Consider the following 19,584-nt stretch of genomic DNA (forward strand, 5'->3'; position numbering starts at 1 on the left):
CATACCAAAACCAAAAACCTGCAGTTTTGTCAGTCTTAAAAATAAAACTACTCACAAAAACCAAACAATGACTAAAGAAAATTTAGAAAAATATATACAATCTATCTTGCCAATGCCCACAGAAAAAGCTAAATTATTAACAGCGAGGTTCGAGTTAGTTGAAATTAAAAGCAATGTTGCTATTTTGGCCGAAAACAAAACGCCGAAAGCGACTTACATATTAGAATCCGGACTCGTTAGATCGTACACCGTTAATAGTAACGGTGATGAAATTACTACCAATATTTTTTCTCCTTTTTGTTTTGCAAACGACTTTTTATCATTTTTCAAACAAAAACCAAGCAGTGAAAACTTTAAGAGCCTTACGGATTGTGTTTTATGGAAAATGAAATATAATGATGTACAAGAAAGCTTTCATACCATACCAGAGTTTAGAGAGTTTGGAAGAATGATGTTGATTATGAATTATTCGAATCTTAAAGATCGCATGTTTGGCATGATAAAAGATTCTGCCGAAAAACGCTATTTAAAATTAATGAAACAGCAGCCTGAAATCCTTAAAAACGTACCCTTAAAAATTTTAGCTTCTTATTTAGGTATTACTGACACTTCGTTAAGTAGAATCAGAAAAGAAATCTCTTTAAAATAACACAAATACACTTCCACCTAATGTCTAAAAATTAGGTTGATTCCTAAGACGTTTTCTAGTAACTTCGCTAACTAAAATCACTCTTTTTCTAACTCACAAATGCGATATTTTATACACTTAGGATTCGATGGCACCGATTACAGTGGTTGGCAAAGACAAAACAGCACCCAAAACACGGTTCAAGAAGCCTTAGAACAAACACTTTTTAAACTCTTTAAGAAAAGAATAAGCGTTTATGGTTGCGGTCGAACCGATGCAGGTGTGCATGCTAGTCAATATGTTATAGACATCAATCTTGATGAACCACCTAATTTCGACTTAAAATTTAGGCTAAATAAGAATCTACCTAATAGCATCGCCATTTTTGAAATATTTGAAGTCAACGAAGATCAATATGCCCGTTATGGTGCAGTATCACGCACCTACGATTATTTTATACATTGGAAGAAAAACCCAATACTATTTCACAATAGTTCTTTTTATGAAAATTTAAAACTAGACTTCGAATTAATGAAAAAAGCTGTGGCTCTTATTCGTGAAACTAAAGATTTTAAGGCGCTGTGTAAACAACCACATTTATACGATAATACACTTTGTGAGATAAGTAATTGCGAATTGTTTATTGATGAAGCACAAGGACGCATGCGCTTTACGATTACTGGTAGTCGTTTTTTGCGCGGCATGGTAAGAATTTGTGTGTATTATTTGCTAGAAGTCGGGCGTTGTAAAATTACAGTAGCTGAATTTACCGAAATTTTGAATCTAAAAAAAGAACTAAAAATTAAGTATTCCGCTCACCCAAACGGTCTTTTTCTCAGCAAGGTGGAATATCCTTTTTTAAAATTGGATGACTCATATAATTTGGTAAAAATACTGAGCGTTGGATTGGAGTAATTAAAACCTAACAGAAACGCATCAAAAAATCACTTTAAAAAACCGATAAGCGCTGTATAAAAATCCTTCGGATTTTCAGCATGTAGCCAATGCCCTGCGTTCGTTATTTTTTTTATGGTCGAATTCGGAAAGTGCGCATTGATAATCGGTTCTTCATTTACCGAAATATAACCTGAGTTTTCTCCTTTTAAAAACAAGGTTTCACCTTCAAAAACGGTAAACGAAGGTAAAGCTTCACCTACTTCGTTATTATTCTCAGTCAACGATTTCAAATTAAAACGAAATCCGTATTGATCTTTCGTTTTCCTGTACACGCTTTTTAATAAGAATTGTCGCACGCCAACTTCCGGAATTAATCCTGACAGTTTTTCATCTATCAAGCTTCGTGAATCTTGAATCGTAAAATCAACAGAATTCAAAGCCTCTAAAATATCATGATGATGTGGCGGATACATTCTTGGTGAAATATCAGCAACCACCAATTTACTAACCAAATCAGCATACTCAGTAGCAAATAACATTACTGTTTTACCGCCCATAGAATGCCCTAATAAAGCTACCTTTTCTAAATTATAATGTTGTATATAATTATATAAATCGGCTACCATTACTTCGTAATTAAATTCATCAGAATGAAAACTACGACCATGATTTCTTTGATCTATTAAATGTACTTCAAATCCGTCTTCCCCTAATTTGCTAGCATGGCTTTTCCAATTATCACCCATACCAAAATAACCGTGCAAGATTAACAACGGTTTTCCTTCTCCTATTATTCTAGAATGTAAAATTTGCATCTTATTGTAATCTGTGTAAATACATATTCACCACGTTTTCTAAACCTAAATACAACGACTCAGAAATAAGCGCGTGCCCTATTGAAACTTCGGCTAAATTTGGAATATTTTGCTTAAAAAACTTGATATTTTCTAAATTTAAATCATGTCCTGCGTTAATACCTAAACCTAATTCGTGTGCTAAAATTGCAGCATCTGCATATGGTTTTATAGCATTTTTATTACCTAAATCAAACTGAGTTGCAAATTCTTCGGTGTATAATTCAATACGATCTGCACCTGTTTTAGCCGCGGCTTCAATCAACTTTAAATCTGTATCAATAAAAATTGAAGTTCTAATTCCGTTATTCTTAAATTCCGAAATAACTTCTTGTAAATACGATTGATTCGCTACAGTATCCCAACCGGCATTTGATGTTAAAGTATCTACACTATCTGGCACCAAGGTTACTTGTGTTGGTTTTATTGCTAACACCATTTTCATGAATTGATCAATCGGATTTCCTTCAATATTATATTCGGTAGTTACAACCGATTTTAAATCATAAGCATCTTGGTAACGAATATGTCGTTCATCTGGTCGTGGGTGAATCGTAATTCCCTCTGCACCAAAATCCTGAATATCGGCTGCTACCTTTAATAAATCAGGTGTATTTCCACCTCTAGAATTACGTAACGTAGCAATTTTATTAATATTTACACTTAACTTTGTCATCTCATAAAATTAGGCTACAAAGATAATCATTAAAACATTTTAAACTATATTCGTAGTAATGAATGTGAACGAATTTATACTTAAAGAAATTAAAGCACTTACTTTAAAAAGCACTGTAAAAAGCGCTTTAAAAGTATGTAAAGATCTACCTATAACTCATATTCCTATTATTGAAAACGGTAAACTAATTGGTTGTTTACCCGAAAGTGATGTTCATACGATTGAAAACAAAGAAGATTTACTTAGTGAATACACTTATTTACTAGATCATTTTTACTCTAATGAAAAAACAACGCTTTTAGACTTAATTGTATTATTTGCTGATAACGACTGTAATTTAATTCCGGTTTTAGACAAAGACATGAATTATGTTGGTTATTATGAATTAAGCGACATCTTAGATGCTTTTGCCGACAGCCCTTTTTTACACAATGAAAGTGAAACTTTAATCATAGAAAAGAACAAAAATGATACTTCTATGGGTGAAATTGCTCAAATAGTAGAAACTAACGGCGGAAAATTACTAGGTCTTTACACCTCTTCTGAAAATCAGGATAATATTCAGGTTACTTTAAAAATTAATACTGAAGAAATAAACGAAATCATTCAAACTTTTCGAAGATATGACTACAATGTTATCACAAAACATGAAGATGATTTTTATTTAGAAGAACTAAAAGATAGAGCTTCTTATTTAAAAAAATACTTAGATATGTAGTTTACATATTTATACCATAAAACATTATTACAAGTGAAAAAAGTAGCTATTTACGGTCAGGCCTATACAATTTCTGCTGAAAAAGAAATTAAAATATTAGTATCGGCATTAGAAAAAAACAAAATTGTTATTTTTTTTGAAAAAGAGTTTTATGACTTATTAGTTGCAAACAATTCTTTATCAAAAAAGTATCCTACCTATGCACATTTTAATGACTTATCAAATTCTTTTGATATGATGTTTACTATTGGTGGTGATGGAACTTTTTTAAGAGCCGTTACTTACATCAGAGATTTAAACATACCTGCTTTAGGTATAAATACAGGAAGATTAGGCTTTTTAGCAACAGTTCAAAAAGATCAAATTAACGAAGCAGTTGATTTATTACTAAATAAAAATTACATAACTCAAGATAGATCATTACTACAAATAGAAACCTCTCCGCAAGCAAAGGAATTTACTGAACTTGACTTTGCTCTAAACGAAATAACTATAGCCCGTAGAAATACCACATCAATGATTGGCGTAAAAACCTATTTAAACAAAGAGTACTTAACAAATTACTGGGCCGATGGTTTAATTATATCAACTCCAACAGGCTCTACAGGCTATTCATTAAGTTGTAACGGTCCTGTCATTTTGCCCGACTCTAAAAGTTTTGTTATTACACCTATCGCTCCACATAACTTAAATGCGAGGCCAATGGTAATACCTGACGACATAATAATCGATCTAGAAGTTAGCGCTCGTGAAAAAGATTACCTAATCTCGTTAGATTCTAGAATCACCACGGTTTCGGAAGGCACAAAAATTAGAATACAAAAAGCGTCCTTCACCATAAAAAGCATTTTACTTGACCACCAATCGCATTTAAGAACTCTACGAGGTAAACTTTTATGGGGAGAAGACACCAGAAACGAATCTTTATAATTGCACTGTATCACAATAAATTCAATAAAAAAAAGTTAATCAAAAAGACAGATTATTAACTTTTTAAAGCAAATTCATTTTACTATATTTGCACGCTATTTTTCTTATGAAGAACACTATTATATTCATATTATTTGCTTTTACAGCAATCACAATACAATCTCAGACTCACGAAATAGGTTTTTTCGTAGGGGGAACAAATTATGTTGGAGATATAGGTCGAAGTAGCTACATATATCCTAATGAATTAGGTGGTGGTTTAATTTACAAATACAACTTAAATCCAAGAATAGCTTTAAGAGGTACCTACACTTATATTCCTGTTTCTGGCGACGATAAAAGCTCTGAAAATTTATTCCGCCAAAACAGAGGCAATAATTTCTCTAACAATTTACATGAATTTGCTGCGGGGATAGAATTTAACTTCTTCGATTACAATATTAGTAATTACAAAACAACGTTTACTCCATATATACTAGCTGAAATTGCTGCATTTAATTACGCAAGTCCTGTAGAAAGAACTTCACCTACTACTGTTCGCTTAAAAAACAAGTTCTCTTATTCTTTGCCAGTAGGTGTAGGTATTAAAGGGCGTTTAGACGATCACTTAGCAATAGCTTTAGAAACAGGTGTAAGAATTACAATAGTTGATGATATAGATTTTACTACAGACAAGATAAATGATTTTAATTTTGGTGGTACTGGTAATGACTGGTATATGTTTACTGGAATTTCTATTGTTTATAGTTTTGGAAGACCACCTTGTTACAAAGGTTTAGCAGAATAAATATGAAAGACAAATTACACTGTATCAACTTACAAAAAGTACCAAATCATATTGCTGTTATTATGGATGGTAATGGTAGATGGGCTAAAGGTAAAGGAATGCAACGTGTTTTTGGTCATAGAAACGCACTTACCGCAATAAGGCAAACGGCCGATGCAGCATCTGAAATAGGGGTGAAATTTGTTACATTATATGCTTTTTCTACAGAAAACTGGAACAGACCCAAACTAGAAGTAGACGCTTTAATGAGCCTACTTGTTAGCACGTTAAAAAAAGAACTACCAGATTTTCAGCGTAAAAACGTAAAAATTAATGCTATTGGTAACATAGATAGTTTACCTAAAAGTGCGCAAAAAATACTTGCAAAAGTTATTAGCGAAACAGAAAACAACACTAAAATCACCTTAACTTTTGCTTTAAGTTATGGTTCTAGAGAAGAAATTGTTAACACAATCAAAAACATATCTAAAAAAGTTGTTAATAACGAGCTCGATATTGAAAAAATAGACGAAAAAATTATAAATAACCATTTATATACATTTAATTTGCCCGACGTTGATTTAATGATACGTACAAGTGGCGAACAACGAATTAGTAATTTTCTACTTTGGCAAATAGCATATGCCGAATTATATTTTACAGAAGTATTATGGCCAGATTTTAGAAGAGAAAATCTTTTTGACGCTGTAATAGATTACCAGGACAGAGAAAGAAGGTTTGGAAAAACAAGTGAACAGATTGAGACCAATGAATAAATATTCTTATTTAGTAGTATTTTTAATCGCCTTTTTATCGGCGAATACACAAGCACAAAACACCATAACTAAAGATAGCACATCCACTGGTAATGTTATTCCTTATAAAAAAGGAGAACAATATATACTTGGCGGAATAACTGTTACGGGTTTACAGAAGTTTAGCGAGCAAACAATAAGAGTTTACACTGGTCTAATTGATGGTCAGTCTATAAAACTACCTGGAGACAAACTTACCAGCGCTATTAAAAAACTTTATGAAAGTAAGCAGTTTAATGAAGTAGATGTTTATCTATCTAAAAAAGATGGTGAAACTGTTTATCTTTTATTTGATGTTAAAGAACTTCCTCAACTAACAGACATTTCTGTTTCGGGTATTAGCAAGTCTAAAGCAAAAGAACTTAAAAAAGATACTGAACTTAAAAAAGGAGCTATGGTTACAGATAACTTAATCGTAACTACAAGAAATTATATTAAAAAGAAATATACCGATAAAGGGTTTTTAAAAACAAAGGTTTCTTTAAATACAAAAAAAGACACATCTGACATAAACACTGTTAGTATGGATATTTTTATAGACAAAGGAAGTCGTATCAAAATTAAAGAAATTAACTTTATAGGTAACGAAGCAATGTCTAACAGTACCTTGCGTGGAATTATGAAAAACACCAAACGTAAAATTTTTGGTCGTTTTTGGAAATCATCTAAGTACATATTAGATGACTATAAAGAAGATTTAGAAAATATTCTTGAAAAATATAGTGAAAACGGATACCGTGATGCACGTATTTTGTCTGATAAACTTATCTGGAATGAAGACAATACAATTAACCTTGATATTACATTAGAAGAAGGTCGTCAATACCGTTTTGACGAAATAAAATTCATAGGAAACAAAACCTATTCTGATAAATTCTTACAAAATTTATTACGTATTGATAAAGGAGATGTCTATAACGGAAAAGTTTTAAAAGAACGCATTTCAGGTGATGGAACTCCAAATTCTCAAGATATTCAAACATTATATCACAACAATGGATATTTGTTTTCTCAAATAAACGCTATAGAAACTAAAGTAGATAATGATTCTATTACCGTAGAAGTTCGTATTCGTGAAGACGAACAAGCTACCATTAAAAAAGTAACGGTTAGTGGAAACGAAAAAACAAATGACCACGTTATTTATAGAGAACTACGTGTAAAGCCAGGTGATTTATTTAGTCGTCAAAATATTATTAGATCTATACGTGAAATTGGTCAGTTAGGTTTCTTTGACGCCAATGTAACTCCAGATGTTAAACCAAACTACCAAGATAAAACGGCTGATATTGATTTTTCTGTTGTAGAAAAAGGTGGAAGTCAGATTGAGCTACAAGGTGGTTATGGAGGTGGATCATTTATAGGAACACTAGGACTATCTTTTAATAACTTCTCTTTTAGAAATATTTTTAATAAAGAAGCCTACAAACCATTACCTATGGGTGACGGTCAAAAACTATCATTACGCTTACAGGCTAGTCAAACTTATAATACTTATAGTTTTTCTTTTACAGAGCCATGGTTAGGTGGTAAAAAACCACAATCTTTATCATTTTCTGTTTATTTATCTAATCAATATAGATACGATTTTCAAACCAATAGAGTAGATAAAGATCAGAGTTTAAGTATTATTGGAGCTTCTATTGGTTTAGGAAGACGTTTAAGTTGGCCTGATGATTATTTTTCTCTATCTCAAAACATAAGTTACCAAAGAATCGACCTACAAAACTACGGTTATAGAGTAGGGTCCTCTAACGATGTTATTAGCGATGGAAACTTAAATAACCTAGCGTATAGTGTTGCGCTTAGTCGTAACTCTACAGGGCCTAGTTTAATATTTCCTAGTTATGGTTCTGAGTTTACTATTAAAGCAAAGGCTACATTTCCTTATTCATTAGTTAATGGAAAAGATTATACAGAGGATGAAAACCCAACTAACGACCAGAGGCAAGCATATTTGGCCGACAAATATAGATGGCTAGAGTACTATAAATTATCTGCAAAAGGAAAATGGTACACTTCATTATCTTCAAACAATAAATTAGTATTAATGTCTAATTTTGAAATGGGGTATTTAGGAAGCTATAACAGTGAATTAGGTTTAACGCCTGTTGAGAGATATTTTGTTGGTGGTGATGGTATTGCTCAAGGACAATTAGATGGTAGAGAAACTATTGGATTAAGAGGTTATGAGAACAATAGAATCTCATCTGTTGATGGTGGAGCAATATACAACAAGTTTCAAATGGAATTACGCTACTCTATAACAGACAAGCCTTCTGCATCAATATATACTTTAGGGTTTTTAGAAGCTGGTAACTCTTATAACAATTTTAGTGAATTTAATCCGTTTCAATTAAAGCGTTCAGCTGGTATGGGTATTCGTATATTTATGCCTGCATTTGGATTACTAGGTATCGATTTTGCCCACGGGTTTGATCCATTACCAGGACAATCTGAAAAATCTGGATGGCAAACACATTTTATCATCGGAAGACAGTTCTAAAAACTTACAATTCTAATAATCGTTTTTTGGCACGGTTTTTTCTAAATACATTATAGTAACATGAAAAAAAGTATTTTATCAATCGTTCTTTTATTTATTACAACTATTGCTCTTGGGCAAAGAAGTCAGCGTATTGCATATATTGATATGGAATATATTCTTCAAAATATCCCAGAATATTTAGAAGCTCAAAATTCTTTAGATGCTAAAGTTGAAAAATGGAAAACTAAATTAGATAAAGAAGCGAGGGCTATAGAAGTTTTAAAAACTGACTTAACTAACGAAAAAGCAATTTTAACAACAGATTTGGTTGTAGAACGTGAGGAAGATATAACTATTAAACAAGAATCATTGCGCAGGTTAGAATCGTTATACTTTGGCCCAAAGGGAGATATGTATAATTTAAGAAAGCAATTAATAAAACCTATTCAAGATCAAGTTTATAATGCAGTGCAATCTATAGCTTCTAGAAAAAAATATGATTTCGTTTTTGATAAATCTAGTGAGCTTGTTATGTTGTATTCCAACAAAAAACACGATATTAGCGAACTTATTGTTAAAATAATAAACATTGACCAGAAAAAGCAACAGAGGAGTGATAAAATAGCTGAAAAGAAAGCATTGCTTAAAAACGAAAGTTTAACTGACTCTCAAAAAGATAAAATAGCTCAAAAAGAAGCGCTTAGAAAGAAAAAGCAAAATGATAGGTTTGCTAAAATTAAGCAAATTGAAGAAAAAAGACAAGCTAAATTAAAGCAAAGAGCTGACGCAAGAAAGTTATTAAAAGAAAAGAAAGATGCTTTAAGAAAAGCTCAAGAGGAAGCAAGAAAAGAGGCTGAAGCAAAAAAGAACAAATAAATCAAGAATAAAGAACAATAAATTAAATTAAAAAACAAAGATGAAACATTTTAAAACGTTAGTATTAGTTGCAATTTTCACAATTGGATTAGGTAGTGTGGCAAATGCACAAAAAACTGCACATATAAACACTGATAAGTTATTATCTGAAATGCCTGCAACCAAAGCAATGAAGATTGAGTTAGAGAAATTAAACAAAACTTACCGTGACGATATCGAAGCTATGTACAAAACAGTACAAGCTAAAATGAAGAAATATGAAGCGGAAGGTAAGAGCCAAACACAAGAAGTAAATCAAAAAAGAGGTTTAGAGATTCAGCAAGATTCTCAAAGAATCAAACAAGCTGAACAGGCTGCTGGACAAGAAATGCAAAAGAAATATCAAGAAAAAACACTTCCTATCTTAAAGAAAGCTGAGCAAGCAATTAAAGATGTTGCTGCTGCTAAAGGAATTATTTATGTATTTGACGCTGCACCAGGTAAAGGTTTAATCGTTTATGATAAAGGTGAAAACATTTATGATGCTGTTAAAGCTAAATTAGGATTTTAAATATAAAACCTAAAAAAATATGTTATAAAAATCCTGCTGAATTCAGCAGGATTTTTATTTTTGTTATATTATGAAAAAAGACAATCAAAAACCTATTGGTATATTCGACTCTGGAATTGGAGGCACCTCTATTTGGAAGGAAATTAACGCTCTATTACCAAACGAAAGTACGATATACCTGTCTGATAGTAAAAACGCTCCCTATGGGCAAAAAACAAAGGAAGAGATTTTAGATTTATCAATTAAAAACACAGAATTATTAATAAACAAAGGCTGTAAACTTATCGTTGTAGCTTGTAATACTGCTACCACAAATGCAATAGATTATTTAAGGAATAATTATAACTTACCGATTATAGGTATTGAGCCAGCAATTAAGCCTGCTTCTATTCAAACCAAAAGAGGTATTATTGGTATTTTAGCCACCAAAGGAACACTTAATAGCAGACTATTTGAACAAACGTCTGCAACGATAGGTAATAGCATCACGATTATAGAACAAATTGGAACTGGCCTTGTTGAACTTATTGAAAATGGTAAAATTCATTCAACAGAAATGACAAATTTACTAAAGAAACACTTAAAACCAATGCTTTATTCTAAATGTGACTATATTGTCTTAGGCTGTACACATTACCCATACCTTATTCCTCAAATAAAAGAAATAGTAGGAAATACTGTGCGTATTATTGATTCTGGTGAGGCTGTTGCAAGACAAACAAAAAATATTTTAATAAGAGAAAACCTTATTTCAAATTCAAATGTTGATATTGAGAATATTTTTTACACCAATAAAGACAAAACCGTTTTAGATCTTATTTTAGAGGACTATAAAAGAGCAACTGTGGCTTATTTAGATTTTTAAAAGCTTCCGTTTATATTAGGGCAAGCTGACCCTCTACGCTTTCGGCATAAAACATTTATTCCAAAAGATAATTGGTGAAATCCACCGTTAGAGAAAACAACATCACCACTTTGTTGCGTGTAAGTATAGGCAAACATTAAATTTTTATAATTTACCCCAACTATTGGAGTTATATAATGAGCATTACCAAATACACTACTATCTAAACTCCTACGATACGAAAGTGCTGCCCACAACTGAGTTGTTTCTAATTTTTTATAAATTTTAAAGTTTACATCAGCAATCTTTTCACCTGTTTGTTCTTTATATTGTAACATTGCAGATGGTTCGAATTGTAGTTTATCTTCATCTCCGAAAAAATAACCAGCACCGACAATATAATTTCTCAAATTAAGAGATTCAAAATCGGGGTTCAAATCATTTTTTGCTGAAAGCATAATATTTTTTACTGTAAAATAAGATGAAAAACCTTTATGATGATAAGAAAGTCCAAAATCAGCATTAAAATAAAAATCACTTTGTATAATTTGACTGACAGCGGGGTCATTTACAAACCTTGTTTGGTCAACTTCGTTTTGAACAACAGACATAGATAGACCAAATGATAACTGTTTAAATAAATTTTCGTTACCTAAGTTTAGGTGATAAGCATAAGTAGCTTGTAAACCTTTTTGCGAATGGTATCCATTTTTATCATTAAAAAGTATAAATCCGTAAGCAGCGTTAGAATTCTCATTAAACTTAGCATGAAAACTTGCTGTTTGTAGAGAAGGAGCATCTTTTACTCCAATCCATTGCTGACGGGCTGTTAAACGCAACTTACCACAATCACCAATACCTGCTGCGGTTGGGTGTAATAAATAAACATTATCAGATAAATAATCTGCATAGATTGGTAATGTTTCCTGACCGTATGTTTTAGATAAAAAAATTAAAAAAAACAAGACTACAATTCTTTTCATAAGTTTTAATTTACTAATAGCCCTCAAATATAAACAAGTGAAACAAGAAATACTCTTAATATATAAAAAGTAAGTGCATTATTTAATAAATTAACTTTGTAAAAAAGCTATTAGATATCTATATATCTCTTAACTAAAACTTTACAAGACCACGACATATACTATAAAATTTAACAATTAATTTAAGGGAATTAACGAAACTAATTTTACTTTTGTGGTAGAAAAAGAAATTGAAAAAGTGCCAGTTTCGTTTTTTTTTAATTTTAAGAAATTTGAAGGGTTTTTTCTAATAAATTAAACAAACTGGTGCCTCAATTTACACTTTACACATATTCTTTTCTTCAGAAGGTTTTTTAAAACCATAAAGAGATTTTTGCAAAAATCTATAAGTGCGTGTTATTTAAATAACTTTAAAATAAATAAAAAATTGTATCACTTAAAATAAAATGCTAATAAATAAAAGTGTTATTTTAAAGAAACATTGCTATACAGCATTAGTTTATCAGAGAATAAATAAAAAATTGTCTACTTTATTTTTCTAAAAAAGAAATAGAAACCTTGATATACGAATCAATAAAAGAAGCTGATTTGAAGTGTTTTGAAAAGATTGGCAAGAATTTCTATATTTCAAATAGTACAAATAATATAAAAATTACAGTAAATTCTGCTACTTATAGAATTATAACCGTTGATAAAATTTATAACAATAACATATAAACTCAAAAAAAACACTTTAGAGAAACCTAAAGTGTTTTTTTTAAAAAAGCTATTTTTTAAAATTACCAATTCCTTTTTCTAACCAATTATAATATTCATCAGCATTTGGTGTATAAGAAACCGGATCTATTAAGTTTGTTTCATCATGAGCCATTAATACATAAAATGGCTGTGAGTTTGCTTTATATTTTAAGGTTTGTAATTCACTCCATTTTTGACCTATATATTTTAACTTTTTACCAGGATTCAATTTAGAATCTACAACCTCATCTTTGTTTAAAGCTCTTTTATCATCAACATATAAAGAAATTAAAACAACTTTATTTTTTAAAACATCAAGCACTTTAGGTTTTACCCAAACATTTTGTTCCATCTTACGGCAATTAACACAAGCATGACCCGTAAAATCTATCATTACCGGCTTACCAATTTTCTTTGCATATGCAAGGCCTTTATCGTAATCATGAAAAGAAACAATGTCGTGAGGTGGCATTAAATGAGCCCCTTCAGGTAAATTACTATGAGTATCTGTTTTACTACTAGAAACAGTAATTGAATTTTGTTTTGTATACCCTACTCCGTATGGCGATTCGCTATAATGTTGCGGTGGCGGAAAAGCACTTATTAAGTTTAAAGGCGCACCCCATAAACCAGGCAACATATAAATAGTAAATGCTCCTACAACCAACCCTAAAGATAATCTTCCTACAGAAATATGCTTTTGTGGACTATCGTGAGGTAATTGTATTTTACCTAATAAATAAAATGTTAAAGCACCAAATATAGCAATCCATATTGCAATAAAAACTTCTCTTTCTAATAAGTGTAATTGCATTACTAAATCGGCATTCGATAAAAATTTAAATGCCAATGCTAATTCTAAAAACCCTAAAACAACTTTTACTGTATTTAACCATCCGCCAGATTTTGGTAATGAATTTAACCAACCCGGAAACGCTGCAAATAATGCAAATGGCAATGCAATGGCTAAAGAAAACCCTAGCATACCAATTATAGGTGCTAAACCTCCTTTTGATGCTGCCTCAACTAATAATGTACCTACAATAGGCCCTGTACAAGAAAATGATACAATTGCTAAAGCTAACGCCATGAAAAAGATACCAATTAAACCTCCCCTATCTGCTTGCGAATCTACTTTTGTAGCCCAAGAACTTGGTAAGGTAATCTCAAAAGCACCTAAAAAAGATACAGCAAAAATTACTAATATCAAGAAAAATGAAATATTAAACCAAACATTAGTTGATAGTGCGTTTAATGCATCAGCCCCAAAAACACCGGTTACAACTGTACCTAATAAAACATATATTGCAATAATCGATACCCCATAAATAATGGCATTTTTAATTCCTTTAGCTTTGCTTTTACTTTGTTTTGTAAAAAAGCTTACTGTCATAGGAATCATCGGAAAAACACAAGGTGTTAACAATGCTGCAAAACCAGATAAAAAAGCAATAAAGAAAATACTTAATAATCCTTTTTTACTTTTTTCAGAGTCATTATCAGATTTAGCTTTGTTAGCAATCGCGTTGCTCTTAGAAACGCTATTTGTCAAATCAAAAACTAAATCGATTTCTTTTGGAGGCAAACACTTTTCGTCTGTACATGCAATAAACTCAACAAATGCAATTACTTCTTTAACTTTTAAGTCTACTAATTCTATTTCTTGTTCAAAAACAGCTTTATAAGCGAATGACTTAATATTCATTCCCTCCTCATTAAAAAGCTTTGTGAATTTAACTTTTCCTTTAGGCTCTTTTGTATTTCCTACTAACTTTAAATTACCGCCATCATCATCATAGGTAAAAGTGGTTGGTATTGGACCGCCTTTTGGTACTTCCTGAGAATAGAGACTCCAGTTTTCCTTTATAGTAGCTTCTGTAATTAATTTATATTTTGAATCTGATATTTTCTCAACTTTTGTTGTCCATTTTATAGGATTAAATATCTGACCTCTTACTGTTATTGTGCTGATTAACAAAACCAGCAGTAGTAGCGTTATTTTTTTCATCTAAATTATATTGATGTATTATTTAATTAATCATAAAAGATAAATCTTCTTCTTTAGGGGGTAAACAATTTTCATCTGAACAAACCATATACTCTACAGTACCTTTAATAATAAACTTCTCTTGTGTTTTTAACCTAATACGTTGTTTAAAAACTGCTTTTTCATCAAAATATTTAATACGCATATCAAACATTTCATCATCTACAACATGTCCTTCGTCTTCTTTTGTATTTCCTTTTTTTAAATATCTTTTATCTCCTATAAATGAAAATAATGTAGGTATAGGACCTCCTTTAGGTATTTCCTGAGAATAGATATGCCATTCATCATCAAGTATAGCTGTGGCAATTAATTCTATTTCTTGATTTGATATCTTTTTTACTGATGTTGTCCATTTTACTGGGCTGTGAATTTGCCCATAAGAAACAAGACTTATTATAAATAGTAATACTGATACTAATTTCTTCATTATTATACAATTAATACGGTTGTTCTAATTTTTGTAAAAATAACACCTTTCTATATTAAATTCGGTTACATTTAAAAAGTTTAACTTTTTAAATATTCGAACAAAAAAAAAGAGTAATCATTTCTGATTACTCTTTTGTAGTAGCGGGAACTGGACTCGAACCAGTGACCTTCGGGTTATGAGCCCGACGAGCTACCTACTGCTCTATCCCGCGATTTCGAGTGCAAATGTACTACTTTTAATTACATTAAAACAAAAAATATAAATTTATTTATCAAAAAAAACATAAACAAGTCCTTTTGTTTAATCAATAATTATATTTGTTAAACATTTTGTATCTTTACAAAATATTATTTGCCATTCTCACAAAAAACTGCGCGTATGTTTGGATTGTTTAAAAAAAAATCGTCAAAAGAAAAATTACAAGATCAATATAAACAACTTTTAAAAGAAGCCTATATTTTATCTACGGTTAACAGAAAAATGAGTGATCAAAAGACCATGGAAGCTGAAGAAATAATGAAACAAATAGAAAAACTGAATTAACCTTTTTTTATGATACAAGATAAAAAACCTGATAATGTAGTTTTTAATACAGAAACTCAAAAATACGACGCAGCTCTTAAGCCATATGCAACATCAGTTGGTGCACCAGTAATTACAACTACAGATACAATTGCATGGAAGAACAGAAGTATTAATAAAATAAATCATAAAGTAGCTGCCAAATATCTAGCACTTAAAGATGAATATGAAAAGATGATGCAACAGTTTGAGTATAATAACTTAATATTTGCTGCTAAATTTTCTTTTGAACCTATTATCGGTCAAGTATACCATTTGTACAAAAGAAATGATAATGAAAATTTTTTATCTATCATATCACCTAATGAATGTAACTTTAATTCTTTAGGTAGTTTTTACTTGAATGTAGATCAAATTTGGGAAAAAATTTAATTTTAGTATGGCACTACACAATCATAAATTTACAGAAAGAGAACTAAATAGAATTATAGAAATGGCTTGGGAAGACAGAACTCCTTTTGAAGCTATTTTATTTCAGTTTGAATTACCCGAAAAAGAGGTTATTAAATTAATGAGGGGGAATTTAAAAGAATCTAGTTTTAAGCGATGGCGAAAACGTGTAAATAGCGGCGTAAGTCAAAAACATTTAAAAAAACGTAATTCAGACATAACTAGGTTTAAATGCTCTCGTCAGAAAGCTATTTCTGTCAATAAAATAAGCAAGAGATAAAGTTTGGATAAGCATACTATAAATATTGTTTGGCTAAAGCGCGATTTACGTTCTTTAGATCACGAGCCTTTATTTAATGCTGAAAAATCAGACATTCCATATATAATTATCTACTTATTTGAGCCTAAAATTATTGAGCACCCTGATACTAGCCTACGACATCTTAGCTTTATATACCACTCTATAAAAGCACTTAACACTACTTTAAAAAAACACAATAAAAGTGTGCATTTGTTTTATGAAAATAGCCTAACTATTTTCACTTACTTAAATACTAATTTTAATATAAACAAAATATTTAGCTACCAAGAAAGTGGTACCAAAATAACCTGGGAACGAGATAAAAAAGTAGCTCTTTTTTGTGAAAAAAATTCAATATTTTGGAAACAATATCAGCGTGATGGTATTTTAAGAGGCATTAAGAATAGGAAAAATTGGAATAATGAATGGCATAAAACAATGCACCAACCCGTTATTAACAATCAGTATTCTAATAAAACAAACATCAACATAACGCATCCTTTTAAAATACCTAAGGAGTTAAAAGCAAAATTAGAAAACTACCCTTCACACCTCCAACCTGCTGGGGAGCAAAATGCATGGCACTACTTAAAATCATTTACATTAAAAAGAGGTTTTAATTACCATAAACACATATCAAAACCCACGGAAAGCAGAATGGCGTGTAGCCGACTCTCTCCTTATTTAGCTTGGGGAAATATCAGTATCAAACAAGTTTTTCAATTTATAGGCACACACCCTAACGGAACTAAAAACGATAGAGCTTTTAGCGGAATGTTAACACGCTTACATTGGCATTGTCATTTTATTCAAAAGTTTGAGGTTGAATGTAGTTATGAGACTCTTTGTATAAATAAAGGTTATGAATTATTAGAGCATAAAAAAAACACCGACTACATTAAGGCATGGAAAACAGGAACTACTGGTTATCCTTTAATTGATGCTTGCATGCGAGCTTTAGAGGAAACTGGATGGATTAATTTTAGAATGCGAGCAATGCTTGTGTCGTTTTTAACTCTAAATCTCGATCAAGATTGGAGAGAGGGAACTTATCATTTAGCAAGGTATTTTTTAGACTATGAACCTGGTATTCATTATCCTCAATTTCAAATGCAAGCAGGTACAACAGGTATCAACACAGTTCGATTATACAACCCTGTAAAGAACTCTTATGAACATGATCCGCAAGGTGTATTTATAAAAAAATGGATTCCAGAACTATCAAATGTTCCTACAGCCAATATTCACGAGCCATGGAAAATGACATATATAGAGCAGGTTTTTTGTAGAACATTTATAGGTGAAGACTATCCGTTGCCAATCGTAAACCTACAAGAAAGCGCCCGTACTGCTAGAGATAAAATATGGGCACATAAAAAACACCCTGCTGTACAAGAAGAAAAAAATAGAATTCTTAACATCCACGTTAACAAAAAAACTAAAAAGTTTTAATTTCTAAAATGAAAAAACAACATCTTCCTAAAAAAACATGCCTCGTTTGTAAGCTCCCTTTTTCTTGGCGTAAGAAATGGAAAAAAAACTGGAAAGATGTAAAATACTGCAGTCAACGCTGCCGAAAAAACAAATGAAACAAGCAAACCTTATATTTCCTCATCAATTATTTGAAAAATCACCACTTTTCAATACAGAAGCTTCAACCTATTTAATTGAAGAGTTTTTATTTTTCAAACACTACAACTTTCATAAGCAAAAAATAGCTTTTCATAGAGCAACAATGAAAAAGTACGCTGATTTTCTTAAAGAAGACAAAAGCATAGAGGTTAACTATATTGAAGCTATAGATAAAAAATCAGATATAAGAACTTTAATTCCTTTTTTAAAAAAACAAGGAATAACACACATAAATTATATAGACACTACTGACGATTGGCTTCAAAAAAGAATAGAAAAAGGTTCTTTAGAAAATGATATCTCCATCAAAAAATACAATTCACCACTTTTTTTAAACACTAAAAAAGAGATTTCTGCACTTATTACTAAGGATAATAAAAAATATCATCAAACACCTTTTTACATCGCCCAACGTAAAGCCCGTAAAATTCTTATAGACTCAGATAACAATCCCGTTGGAGGCAAATGGACATTTGATACTGAAAACAGAAAAAAATATCCTGCCAAAAAAACACCACCAACAATACATTTCCCAGATGCAGACTCATATTACATAGAGGCTCAAAAATATGTAGCTAAACATTTTTCAAACAATCTAGGCAATCTTACTGAACATTCTTTATATCCCACAAATTACAAAACTACAAAGCAATGGTTGTACCAATTTTTCGAACATCGTTTTATGGATTTTGGCACTTATGAAGATGCTATTGTCGCAGAAAACTCAATACTAAACCACAGTGTATTAACTCCCATGTTAAACGTAGGTTTAATAACACCCAAACAAATTATTGATGCTTGCTTACAATACGCTATAGAAAATAAAATACCTATTAACTCAACAGAAGGTTTTGTTCGTCAGATTATTGGGTGGCGAGAATTTATAAGAGGCGTTTATGAAGTCCGAGGAAGGGACGAAAGAACTACTAATTTCTGGAAATTTAAAAAGAAAATACCCGCTTCTTTTTACAATGGTACTACAGGTATTTTACCAATTGATAAAACTATAAAAAAAGTATTACAAACAGGTTATTGCCACCACATTGAGAGACTGATGATTTTAGGAAACTTTATGATGTTGTGTGAATTTGATCCAAATGAAGTTTACAAATGGTTTATGGAGCTTTTTATTGATGCTTATGATTGGGTAATGGTTACAAATGTTTACGGAATGAGCCAATATGCCGATGGAGGTTTAATGGCTACAAAACCATACATAAGTGGCAGTAATTATATACTAAAAATGAGTAATTATAAAAAAGGTGAGTGGCAAAAAACTTGGGATGGGCTTTTTTGGCGTTTTATGCATACACATCGTGATTTCTTTTTATCAAATCCTCGATTAGGAATGCTAGTTCATATGTTTGATAAAATGCCTGAAGAAAAACAACAAAACCATCTTACTGCAGCAAACAACTACCTCTTAAGAGCATAAA

22 protein-coding genes and 1 tRNA gene are annotated in these 19,584 nt (G+C 31.1%); 17 read left to right on the forward strand and 6 right to left on the reverse strand.

Going from position 1 to position 19,584, the window contains the following annotated elements:
* Positions 1-67: 67 nt before the first annotated feature.
* Together H0I30_RS08510 and truA are read left to right on the forward strand one after the other, a co-directional pair.
* Positions 68-649 (forward strand): Crp/Fnr family transcriptional regulator, encoded by a 582-nt coding sequence (locus tag H0I30_RS08510; protein ID WP_218771441.1) that lies wholly within the window; start codon positions 68-70, stop codon positions 647-649.
* A 99-nt stretch (positions 650-748) separates the two neighbouring features.
* Positions 749-1,543: a tRNA pseudouridine(38-40) synthase TruA gene (gene truA / locus H0I30_RS08515; RefSeq protein ID WP_218771442.1), complete on the forward strand. Its 795-nt coding sequence runs from the start codon at positions 749-751 to the stop codon at positions 1,541-1,543.
* A 29-nt stretch (positions 1,544-1,572) separates the two neighbouring features.
* On the opposite strand, the gene H0I30_RS08520 is transcribed toward truA, so the two are convergent.
* Together H0I30_RS08520 and H0I30_RS08525 are read right to left on the reverse strand one after the other, a co-directional pair.
* Positions 1,573-2,340 carry an alpha/beta fold hydrolase gene (locus H0I30_RS08520; protein WP_218771443.1) on the reverse strand — a complete coding sequence of 256 codons (768 nt, stop codon included), beginning with the start codon at positions 2,338-2,340 and terminating at the stop codon, positions 1,573-1,575.
* A 1-nt stretch (position 2,341) separates the two neighbouring features.
* A complete protein-coding gene (locus tag H0I30_RS08525; RefSeq protein ID WP_218771444.1) occupies positions 2,342-3,055 on the reverse strand; it encodes a pyridoxine 5'-phosphate synthase in 714 nt (237 codons plus the stop codon).
* Between the two features lie 58 nt (positions 3,056-3,113).
* On the opposite strand from H0I30_RS08525, the gene H0I30_RS08530 reads away from it, so the two are divergent.
* The 8 genes from H0I30_RS08530 (at position 3,114) to murI (ending at position 11,063) form a co-directional block, all read left to right on the forward strand.
* A complete protein-coding gene (locus H0I30_RS08530; RefSeq protein ID WP_218771445.1) occupies positions 3,114-3,773 on the forward strand; it encodes a CBS domain-containing protein in 660 nt (219 codons plus the stop codon).
* Positions 3,774-3,806: 33 nt separating this feature from the next.
* Positions 3,807-4,703 (forward strand): NAD kinase, encoded by an 897-nt coding sequence (locus H0I30_RS08535; protein ID WP_218771446.1) that lies wholly within the window; start codon positions 3,807-3,809, stop codon positions 4,701-4,703.
* Between the two features lie 106 nt (positions 4,704-4,809).
* Entirely contained in the window at positions 4,810-5,490 is a 681-nt protein-coding gene (locus H0I30_RS08540; protein ID WP_218771447.1) for a DUF6089 family protein, read from the forward strand.
* Positions 5,491-5,492: 2 nt separating this feature from the next.
* Positions 5,493-6,245 (forward strand): isoprenyl transferase, encoded by a 753-nt coding sequence (locus tag H0I30_RS08545; RefSeq protein WP_218771448.1) that lies wholly within the window; start codon positions 5,493-5,495, stop codon positions 6,243-6,245.
* Positions 6,238-8,790: an outer membrane protein assembly factor BamA gene (bamA, locus tag H0I30_RS08550; protein ID WP_218771449.1), complete on the forward strand. Its 2,553-nt coding sequence runs from the start codon at positions 6,238-6,240 to the stop codon at positions 8,788-8,790. Before H0I30_RS08545 ends, bamA begins: the two co-directional genes overlap by 8 nt.
* A gap of 60 nt (positions 8,791-8,850) precedes the next feature.
* Complete coding sequence (locus H0I30_RS08555; protein ID WP_218771450.1) at positions 8,851-9,648, forward strand: OmpH family outer membrane protein; 798 nt, start codon at positions 8,851-8,853, stop codon at positions 9,646-9,648.
* 40 nt (positions 9,649-9,688) lie between these two features.
* Positions 9,689-10,198 carry an OmpH family outer membrane protein gene (locus tag H0I30_RS08560; RefSeq protein ID WP_218771451.1) on the forward strand — a complete coding sequence of 170 codons (510 nt, stop codon included), beginning with the start codon at positions 9,689-9,691 and terminating at the stop codon, positions 10,196-10,198.
* Positions 10,199-10,268: 70 nt separating this feature from the next.
* Positions 10,269-11,063: a glutamate racemase gene (gene murI / locus H0I30_RS08565; protein ID WP_218771452.1), complete on the forward strand. Its 795-nt coding sequence runs from the start codon at positions 10,269-10,271 to the stop codon at positions 11,061-11,063.
* Here murI and H0I30_RS08570 read toward each other — a convergent pair.
* Positions 11,060-12,025, reverse strand: a complete 966-nt coding sequence (locus H0I30_RS08570) for a type IX secretion system membrane protein PorP/SprF (RefSeq protein ID WP_218771453.1) — start codon at positions 12,023-12,025, stop codon at positions 11,060-11,062. The genes murI and H0I30_RS08570 overlap by 4 nt on opposite strands.
* A gap of 513 nt (positions 12,026-12,538) precedes the next feature.
* On the opposite strand from H0I30_RS08570, the gene H0I30_RS13080 reads away from it, so the two are divergent.
* A complete protein-coding gene (locus H0I30_RS13080; RefSeq protein WP_370624111.1) occupies positions 12,539-12,742 on the forward strand; it encodes a DUF3781 domain-containing protein in 204 nt (67 codons plus the stop codon).
* Between the two features lie 49 nt (positions 12,743-12,791).
* On the opposite strand, the gene H0I30_RS08580 is transcribed toward H0I30_RS13080, so the two are convergent.
* The 3 genes from H0I30_RS08580 to H0I30_RS08590 all read right to left on the reverse strand — a co-directional run bounded on the left by H0I30_RS08580 (position 12,792) and on the right by H0I30_RS08590 (position 15,454).
* Positions 12,792-14,771 (reverse strand): protein-disulfide reductase DsbD, encoded by a 1,980-nt coding sequence (locus tag H0I30_RS08580; RefSeq protein WP_218771455.1) that lies wholly within the window; start codon positions 14,769-14,771, stop codon positions 12,792-12,794.
* A 22-nt stretch (positions 14,772-14,793) separates the two neighbouring features.
* A complete protein-coding gene (locus tag H0I30_RS08585; protein WP_218771456.1) occupies positions 14,794-15,240 on the reverse strand; it encodes a protein-disulfide reductase DsbD domain-containing protein in 447 nt (148 codons plus the stop codon).
* Between the two features lie 141 nt (positions 15,241-15,381).
* Positions 15,382-15,454 (reverse strand) — tRNA-Met (locus H0I30_RS08590).
* Between the two features lie 167 nt (positions 15,455-15,621).
* On the opposite strand from H0I30_RS08590, the gene H0I30_RS08595 reads away from it, so the two are divergent.
* Genes H0I30_RS08595 through H0I30_RS08620 form a run of 6 tightly spaced genes read left to right on the forward strand, consistent with a single transcriptional unit; the run spans position 15,622 to position 19,583 of the window.
* Positions 15,622-15,786 (forward strand): Lacal_2735 family protein, encoded by a 165-nt coding sequence (locus tag H0I30_RS08595; protein ID WP_218771457.1) that lies wholly within the window; start codon positions 15,622-15,624, stop codon positions 15,784-15,786.
* A 9-nt stretch (positions 15,787-15,795) separates the two neighbouring features.
* Complete coding sequence (locus tag H0I30_RS08600; RefSeq protein WP_218771458.1) at positions 15,796-16,197, forward strand: DUF2452 domain-containing protein; 402 nt, start codon at positions 15,796-15,798, stop codon at positions 16,195-16,197.
* Positions 16,198-16,204: 7 nt separating this feature from the next.
* Positions 16,205-16,495, forward strand: coding sequence for a TIGR03643 family protein (locus tag H0I30_RS08605; protein ID WP_218771459.1), 291 nt, complete (start codon positions 16,205-16,207; stop codon positions 16,493-16,495).
* Between the two features lie 3 nt (positions 16,496-16,498).
* Positions 16,499-17,968, forward strand: a complete 1,470-nt coding sequence (locus tag H0I30_RS08610) for a cryptochrome/deoxyribodipyrimidine photo-lyase family protein (RefSeq protein WP_218771460.1) — start codon at positions 16,499-16,501, stop codon at positions 17,966-17,968.
* An 8-nt stretch (positions 17,969-17,976) separates the two neighbouring features.
* Entirely contained in the window at positions 17,977-18,105 is a 129-nt protein-coding gene (locus tag H0I30_RS08615) for a DUF2256 domain-containing protein (RefSeq protein WP_218771461.1), read from the forward strand.
* A complete protein-coding gene (locus H0I30_RS08620; RefSeq protein WP_218771462.1) occupies positions 18,102-19,583 on the forward strand; it encodes a cryptochrome/photolyase family protein in 1,482 nt (493 codons plus the stop codon). Before H0I30_RS08615 ends, H0I30_RS08620 begins: the two co-directional genes overlap by 4 nt.
* The last annotated feature ends 1 nt before the right edge of the window (position 19,584 follow it).

The sequence above is a fragment of the Tenacibaculum sp. AHE14PA genome, from assembly GCF_019278465.1.
Classification (GTDB): domain Bacteria; phylum Bacteroidota; class Bacteroidia; order Flavobacteriales; family Flavobacteriaceae; genus Polaribacter; species Polaribacter bernardetii.

Bases quoted from the DNA above. Each gene is read 5' to 3' on its own strand.
- H0I30_RS08510 (WP_218771441.1), top strand. From the start codon at position 68: ATGACTAAAGAAAATTTAGAAAAATATATACAATCTATCTTGCCAATG.
- truA (WP_218771442.1), top strand. From the start codon at position 749: ATGCGATATTTTATACACTTAGGATTCGATGGCACCGATTACAGTGGT.
- H0I30_RS08520 (WP_218771443.1), bottom strand. From the start codon at position 2,340: ATGCAAATTTTACATTCTAGAATAATAGGAGAAGGAAAACCGTTGTTA.
- H0I30_RS08525 (WP_218771444.1), bottom strand. From the start codon at position 3,055: ATGACAAAGTTAAGTGTAAATATTAATAAAATTGCTACGTTACGTAAT.
- H0I30_RS08530 (WP_218771445.1), top strand. From the start codon at position 3,114: ATGAATGTGAACGAATTTATACTTAAAGAAATTAAAGCACTTACTTTA.
- H0I30_RS08540 (WP_218771447.1), top strand. From the start codon at position 4,810: ATGAAGAACACTATTATATTCATATTATTTGCTTTTACAGCAATCACA.
- H0I30_RS08545 (WP_218771448.1), top strand. From the start codon at position 5,493: ATGAAAGACAAATTACACTGTATCAACTTACAAAAAGTACCAAATCAT.
- bamA (WP_218771449.1), top strand. From the start codon at position 6,238: ATGAATAAATATTCTTATTTAGTAGTATTTTTAATCGCCTTTTTATCG.
- H0I30_RS08555 (WP_218771450.1), top strand. From the start codon at position 8,851: ATGAAAAAAAGTATTTTATCAATCGTTCTTTTATTTATTACAACTATT.
- H0I30_RS08560 (WP_218771451.1), top strand. From the start codon at position 9,689: ATGAAACATTTTAAAACGTTAGTATTAGTTGCAATTTTCACAATTGGA.
- murI (WP_218771452.1), top strand. From the start codon at position 10,269: ATGAAAAAAGACAATCAAAAACCTATTGGTATATTCGACTCTGGAATT.
- H0I30_RS08570 (WP_218771453.1), bottom strand. From the start codon at position 12,025: ATGAAAAGAATTGTAGTCTTGTTTTTTTTAATTTTTTTATCTAAAACA.
- H0I30_RS08580 (WP_218771455.1), bottom strand. From the start codon at position 14,771: ATGAAAAAAATAACGCTACTACTGCTGGTTTTGTTAATCAGCACAATA.
- H0I30_RS08585 (WP_218771456.1), bottom strand. From the start codon at position 15,240: ATGAAGAAATTAGTATCAGTATTACTATTTATAATAAGTCTTGTTTCT.
- H0I30_RS08595 (WP_218771457.1), top strand. From the start codon at position 15,622: ATGTTTGGATTGTTTAAAAAAAAATCGTCAAAAGAAAAATTACAAGAT.
- H0I30_RS08600 (WP_218771458.1), top strand. From the start codon at position 15,796: ATGATACAAGATAAAAAACCTGATAATGTAGTTTTTAATACAGAAACT.
- H0I30_RS08605 (WP_218771459.1), top strand. From the start codon at position 16,205: ATGGCACTACACAATCATAAATTTACAGAAAGAGAACTAAATAGAATT.
- H0I30_RS08615 (WP_218771461.1), top strand. From the start codon at position 17,977: ATGAAAAAACAACATCTTCCTAAAAAAACATGCCTCGTTTGTAAGCTC.
- H0I30_RS08620 (WP_218771462.1), top strand. From the start codon at position 18,102: ATGAAACAAGCAAACCTTATATTTCCTCATCAATTATTTGAAAAATCA.